We start from the raw sequence: 6,048 nt of genomic DNA, 5'->3' as shown, positions 1-6,048 counted from the left end.
ATTAAGTGAAATTGGTATTAAGCAACAGTGTAAAACGAAAATGCCAGCCCGGGTAAGGCTGGCACAACTTAATTGGTCTGTGAAATTGTCTGGATTACAGCTTATTATTTACCAGTGCATCCAATTCAGACAAAGAAGCCGCGATTTTTACGCCAGGCACGTTGGTACCAATCGTTGCCTCAAATGAACCTTCAACAGAAGAGCGGAACGAGGTAAATCCAATACGATAAACGCCGCGAACCAGTGCTTCGGTAGGGTTATTCATCGATGTGGTTTTACGCAGCAAAGAGTTGTAGCTTGCACCACTTGGGTTAGCTGGCAGCTCACTGCTGTCGTCATTACGGCCCAGGTTTTGTAAGACTTTGCCACCATCAGCAATGCTGTTGCTGTCGATGATGTTCATGCGGTCCAGGACAATATAAGTGTCGAAAAACTTATTGGCATCCTTGTCCATGCCTGGTTTAAAGTTTGCGTGAACAAAGTCTTCCTTACCTGGTGTTGCAACGGCAGGTGAAATCATAGAAACGCCAATTTCGTCGACCGCAGCAGGCACCCAGACATACAGATAGTAGGTATCTTTGCCTTTATACTTACCTTCTGGCACAACCGACTTATCTACATAACCGAAGTAGTTGCTGTAGTTGGCATAAGGCAACCGTGCTTCTATGCCAGCAACGCCTTCAGAGACAGAGCTTTTAAGATGTGGACCAGTACTCATACAGCCAGCAAGTGTTGTGAGTGCAATCAGAGGGAGGATCTTTCCGGATAACTTCATTTTCATTGTGTTGACTCCATGTCACCATTTTTAAATTCGCTCGAATTATAGGCGTGTACTGTGAAAAGTAAAACAATTTTTTACACATTTACCTGATGGCGGGTGAGTTAACGCCGTCTAACGAGCTAGCCAGCACAAAACATAACGTATTGATACGGCACAATAACACCTTTTTAGTTGATTGCATCTACCTTGCCACTAACGAACTAGTTTAAACTGTTGAATTTGGCGGTTGAGCTTGACTGACATGTCACTGAGTCTGGAAGCGTATTGCAGACTTTCTTCTGCGTCATTCAAAAACTGGCTGGAGGCACTTTGAATATTATCCGTATTTTGCCGTATGTCGTTTGTCATTGCCGATTGTTGCTCAGCTGCGGTAGCAATTTGTGAGGCCATTGCATTTATATCACTGATAAGGTTGGCTATTTCGCTAAAGCTACGAGAGGCATTGCTGGCGTCATCCACACTGGCTGAGGTCAGCTCATAGCACTGATTCATCGTCTCTACTGCCGAGTGAGAGGTAGATTGTAAGGTATTGATCATTGCTGAGATCTCTTCTGTGGAGGCATGGGTACGCTGCGACAGGACTCTGACTTCATCGGCCACCACAGCAAAACCCCGGCCCTGCTCACCGGCTCGGGCAGCTTCAATGGCAGCGTTTAACGCAAGCAAATTGGTTTGCTCCGAGATCCCCCGAATGGTGGCAACAATGGTGCTGATCTGCTGGCTGCTTTGCTCCAGCTGGTCCAGTACCTGGGTGGCATCCTTTACCCGGGATGACAGCGTGTCTATGGTTTGCTCAAACTTGCTGGCCAGAGTCTGGCCGGTGCGACTGTTATCAACCGCTTCACGCAATGCAGAGGCTGTCTGTTCGGCGTTACTGGCGATTTCTCCGGTTGCGGATGTCATTTGGTCGACAGCGGATGATATCTTAACAATTTCAGATTGTTGTTCCTGTGCAGCCTGGGCACTGCTTTGGGCTTGTCGCGTGGTATCTTCAGCTTGTTGTGTGAGGGTTTTTGCCGTGTTGGCAGTATCGAGCAAGGCATTGTTGAGCCGGTCAAAAAAACCATTAACAATGCGCGACAAGTTGGTTTCTTCCACCGTGTCTATACGGTCGGTTAAGTCACCGTCTGCGCCTTTTTGCACCAGGCCAATTACCTGATTAGAAGCGACAAATTTAATGTTGCCATCATGGATATAGTAAATGGCAATGGCAGCGCCTATCAGGGCAATCACAATATGGTACAGCAAGGGTGCGATCAGCCCCCAGTCGGTTTGATCTCCCCAGGAGAAGATAATAATTGGTGTGCCCCATAATTGTGCCCCAATGCTTTGGCAGTAGGTCATGGTGAGGTGGTGGGCAACGGTAACACCGATTAGGGCCACCAAGGGCATGACATCCCGGTAGCGGATCAGAATCGTAAAATTGAGAAAGAAAATAAAGTGACCTTCGCCCAGGCCGTTGGCTTGCTGTATGGTGATTGCCATCATCGCGGTTAACCCAACCGCCATAATTATGCGGGTTATGAATGCGCCCGGCATGGTTTTGTAAGCTGCCAGGCAAATACCAAGCACGGCACCGCCACCTAAGATCCCGAGCATAAAGTAGCCGTTTTGCCAGGGGGTTAACAGCGCCACCATAAAATAAAACGCCAGCAGGGTCATCAGTACTACTTTGTCCGCGCGTTTAAAGTCCTCATCAAACCTGGCTTTCATATAGTCGCTGAGTTTATCGTCATAACAAATTAGCAGGTTTTTAAGCATGATGTGCCTCTTTAATAAAGCTCGTCTTGTAGCGTTTTAAAATCAAAGGTCTCAGGATTGTAAGCCTTAACTATGCGCCATTGTTGTTGTGACCTTGCAAGCAGATAGGTACGCCCCTGGTGCCTGATCTGCTCGCCATCTTGTTGAATATTCAAGCCAAAATCCCGGCTCAGCTGAGCCAGAGATTCCGCTTTGGCATGAACGCCAGAAAAAGCATTGTGATAGGAGTGGGCATGTGCCTGCGCTTGTTGTGTTGAGCTATTCTCGTCTATATCAACAAACACCACCTGCGGCCACTGACTTTGCCGTGTTGTATTGTCTAATAGACTTTTTAAAATCAGCAGGGTAGTAGGGCAAACACCACCGCAATGACTAAAGCCAAAAAACACCACCGCCTTATTGCTACCCGAGTGCTCTAAAAAGGGCGCTTCTACTTGGCGGTTGCTTTCCAGCGGTACAAACGGCAGCCCAAAAATAATCCCCAGCAGCAGGCAAAGCAACAACACCATAAACGATGATTTCAGCATAGTGATATTAACAACAAGGCCTTGATCTGTGAGTCATTACTAAACTGTAGACTGCAAAGGAGAAACTAGCAATTTGGGTTGCTTTATTCCTATCGTTATACGTTTGTTTGCTTTTTAACTCTAGTCAACCGTAAGTAACTCTGAAAAGAGATAATGTTAGGCAGGTGATCCGAGCCGTATTGTTGTCCAGCGAATATGAGCAGCAAATGACCGTTGGCTATGATGACAAAAGAAACCAAGTTTTTTTACACCTGACGGCCAGCAAGCGCACCAGCTTGTTTATACAGTATCAAACATAAACATTCGCTTAAACAGGCGCAATAAAGCCACTCAATTGACCAAGTCAACGAAATGTTAGCTGTAAAAAAGAAGGGCATTGCTAAGAAGAGACTCAGCCAGCAGGCGAGCACATGTGTCAGATTAGCCAGCTTTGACTTCGGCCCTTTTCTCGGTACCCGGCTTGTATTTTTGGTAACAGCGTCATCGTGGGAAAAGGTATCCTTATTCCCTCTAAGTCATTGTTATAAGTTTATAGTTGCAAAAAAAAGGCGCAAAGCAGAACAGTCTTAAAGTTTGTGCAAATAAAAATAAATCTCATTTATATTGTTTTTTCAATAATATGCCAATACCATATTGCCGCTTTTACATCATTATTATTCTAAATCCAGCAAGGATAACCATGTTAAAAACTACTCTCAGTATGGTAGCGTTGGCTGTTAGCGCAGCAGCCATTGCAGACGATACCAATGTTAAAGATCTTCAAGCTGCAGATATGGAGCATATCGTGGTCTCGGGCAGTCGTGTGTTTGAAAGCATCGATGAAGTGCCTGCCTCCATTACAATTATTAATCAAAAACAAATTGAAGATCATTTAAAAGTAAATCCAGAATTACAAAGCTTGTTATCTCAAATTGTTCCTGGTCTTGCTCCGGATACGGGTAGTTCAAGCAATACAGGGCAATCGTTGCGTGGACGTGCGCCACTGGTAATGATTGATGGTGTACCTCAGTCTACACCACTACGGAACGGCTCCTTGGGTATAAAAACACTCGATCCAAGTGCCATCGCCCGTATAGAAGTGATCAAAGGGGCAACCTCAATTTATGGTAATGGTGCTTCAGGTGGGATCATTAACTACATCACCAAGCAGGCCAAAAGCGATGGTAAACCAGAAGGTGAAATTAGCCTGTCTAGCCGCTTTAGTGCGGTAAAGCTTGCAGAGAGTGCCGGTGCCCGAGTTGCGGGCGCGATTAATGGCCGCGTTGACCAGTTTAGTTATTTAGTCACGGCAAGCTATGAAGAAAATGGTGTTCAGCGTGATTCCCAAGGCGATATTCTGGGTTTACAGTATGGTCTGTCGGATACCGTGACAGAAAACTACTTTACTAAGCTTGGCTATGACTTCAATGAAGACAAGCAACTGCAATTTAGCTATAACTTCTATAGTTCACAGCAAAAAACGGACCTGGGTGATGTGTTTGGCAACATCAATTTAGGTGAAAAATCTTACGCTATTCACGTGCCCCCAGCTCAGCAGAAACAAGGGAAGCCACAAGGTCCAGAAGGCAACGAGAACATTACAGTCAAGTACACCGATTTTGAGATCTTTGCTAATACACAAATGACGCTAGATGCGTATATACAAGACATTGAGAACGTGTTCTTCTTCTCGCCAAGCTTAGCAAACCCTGATGAAGGGTACACTGGCGGTCAATCTGTCATCCGCTCTGAAAAAAAGGGCGCGCGTGCGACATTTAATACCTTGGTTGATTTTGACAATGTCCAGGCTACCTTCATCTATGGTATCGATGCGTTGAACGATGTGACCTCACAGCCACTTGTTGATGGTCGTATCTGGGTGCCAGAAATGGATATGGAAAGCATCGCAGGTTACCTACAGACCAAGTGGATTGTTGCCGATGACTTAGTGTTAAAAGCGGGAGTGAGACAAGAAAGTATTGATCTTGCGGTAGCTGATTACCAAACACTAAAACTTTGTCGTTCAGCGGATCAGTGCTCTGTGCCACTCAACGTGAAAGGTGACACTATTGACTATGACGCCACAACTTACAATGTGGGTGTTAAATATAACGCAAACGAAAAGTTCAGCCCATTCGCCAGTTATTCGCAAGGGTCTGATATCTCCGATATTGGCCGTCTGCTGCGCAGTGCAACGGTAGAAGACATTGGTCAAATTCAAACAGAAGCATCGATTGTTGATAACTACGAAATCGGTTTTAACTCTCAATTTGAGACGTTACGATTTGAATTTGCGGCATATAGAAGTACGTCTGAGTTTGGCACAACGAATAAATTCAATGAAGTAACCGGAGTGTATGAGCCTGTTCGAGCACCACAAAAAATATGGGGCTACGAAGCACTTGTCGATTACAAGATCAACGAAACGCTAAAACTCATTGCGACATATAGCTATGTAGAGGGTAAAGATACCGAAGCCGATACTTATCTTGGTTCAAGGCAAATTAGTCCACCAAAGCTTACGGCAAACCTAAACTGGCAACCGGTTGATGCGTTATCAATGACGCTGAGCTGGTTACATGTGGGCGACCGTAAACGTTTTGAGCGGAATGATAAAGGTAACTATGTTGGAGATCAGGGTCCAATTGACAGCTATAACGTGGTTAACTTCAGTGGTCAATATCAATTCGACCAAAGCTGGCAAGGGTTTGTTGGTATTGAGAACTTATTTAACTCAGACTACTTCCCAGCTCGCGCACAAGCCTACACGTACGGTGGCTACAATATTAAAGGTCTTGGTACAACGGCAACTGTTGGCGTGAAATACCGCTTCTAATACAACGACACGTGGGTTTGCTGGTCACCAAGTTCAGTAAATTCTAACACAATAAAGGTGTATCAGGGCTGATACTAAACCTAATCTCACAGTAGTTTGCGTTGTATCATTTTCATAGAAAAAGGCTTGCCAATCTGGCAAGCCTTTTGTCTTTTTATACCATA

The 6,048-nt window shown here is 45.2% G+C and carries 4 protein-coding genes; 1 reads left to right on the top strand and 3 read right to left on the bottom strand.

Annotation, left to right across the window (positions count from 1 at the left end):
• Window positions 1–94: 94 nt before the first annotated feature.
• From C3B51_RS14160 to C3B51_RS14150, 3 genes are all read right to left on the bottom strand, one after another.
• Entirely contained in the window at window positions 95–781 is a 687-nt protein-coding gene (locus C3B51_RS14160) for a LipL32 family surface lipoprotein (RefSeq protein ID WP_125717839.1), read from the bottom strand.
• A 192-nt stretch (window positions 782–973) separates the two neighbouring features.
• A complete protein-coding gene (locus C3B51_RS14155; RefSeq protein ID WP_130245457.1) occupies window positions 974–2,542 on the bottom strand; it encodes a methyl-accepting chemotaxis protein in 1,569 nt (522 codons plus the stop codon).
• Between the two features lie 11 nt (window positions 2,543–2,553).
• Window positions 2,554–3,069: an SCO family protein gene (locus tag C3B51_RS14150; RefSeq protein ID WP_130245456.1), complete on the bottom strand. Its 516-nt coding sequence runs from the start codon at window positions 3,067–3,069 to the stop codon at window positions 2,554–2,556.
• 679 nt (window positions 3,070–3,748) lie between these two features.
• On the opposite strand from C3B51_RS14150, the gene C3B51_RS14145 reads away from it, so the two are divergent.
• Window positions 3,749–5,884, top strand: a complete 2,136-nt coding sequence (locus C3B51_RS14145; protein ID WP_130245455.1) for a TonB-dependent receptor — start codon at window positions 3,749–3,751, stop codon at window positions 5,882–5,884.
• Window positions 5,885–6,048: the final 164 nt, after the last annotated feature.

The sequence above is a fragment of the Pseudoalteromonas rubra genome (assembly GCF_004212645.1).
GTDB lineage: Bacteria > Pseudomonadota > Gammaproteobacteria > Enterobacterales > Alteromonadaceae > Pseudoalteromonas > Pseudoalteromonas rubra_G.
This window is presented reverse-complemented; position numbering and strand designations above follow the sequence as displayed.